General features: G+C 68.4%; 1 pseudogene. It reads left to right on the top strand.

Going from position 1 to position 869, the window contains the following annotated elements:
* Positions 1 to 869 (top strand): annotated as a pseudogene (locus NA4_RS38055) (AMP-binding protein); the annotation flags it as partial.

The following is an 869-nucleotide window of genomic DNA, read 5'->3' as shown; positions in this document are numbered from 1 at the left end:
TTCCTGATCGCCGACGGCGTCGGCCCGGAATCGCTTGTCGCGCTGGGCATGCGCCGTTCGCTCGAGCTGGTGATCGGCATGCACGCGGTGGTGAAGGCCGGTGGCGCGTACGTGCCGATCGATCCGGATCATCCGGCCGAGCGCACCGCCTACATTCTCGACCGCCGCGCCGGTGTGCGTGCTCACGCTGTCGGCCGACGAGCTGGACCTACCCGAGTCGGTGCGCCGGGTGGAGATCGACACCCTGGATGTGTCGGCGTACTCCGCGGACCCGGTCACCGACGCCGACCGGGTGGCGCCGCTGCGCCCGGACAACACCGCCTACGTCATCTACACCTCGGGCTCGACCGGTCGCCCGAAGGGCGTGGCGGTCACCCACCACGCGATCGTCAACCAGCAGCTGTGGATGCTGGACGAGTACCGGCTGACTGCCGAGGACGTGTATCTGCAGAAGACCGCGACCACCTTCGATGTGTCGCTGTGGGGCTACTTCCTGCCGTTGCTGGTCGGCGCGAAGCTGGTTATCGCGTCGCCGGACGGGCATCGTGACCCGCTGTACGTCGCGGACATGATCGAGCGGCACGGCGTTACCGTGACCGACTTCGTCCCGTCCATGCTGACGGTGTTCGTCGCGCACGCCACCCCGGCGCAATGTGCCACGCTGCGTGCGGTTTTCGTGATCGGCGAGGCGCTGCCGCCGGAGACGGCCGCGAGTTTCCGCGCCATCACCGATGCGGGACTGCACAACCTGTACGGCCCCACCGAGGCCGCGGTCTCGGTGACCTACTGGGAGGCGACGGCCGCCGACACGGTGACCGTGCCGATCGGTATCCCGGAGTGGAACGTCCAGGTGTACGTGCTGGATTCGC

This window comes from Nocardia amamiensis NBRC 102102, assembly GCF_001612745.1.
In the GTDB taxonomy this organism is placed as follows: domain Bacteria; phylum Actinomycetota; class Actinomycetes; order Mycobacteriales; family Mycobacteriaceae; genus Nocardia; species Nocardia amamiensis.
Note: the sequence above shows the minus strand (reverse complement) of the source record. Positions and strands in the feature narration are given on the sequence as shown.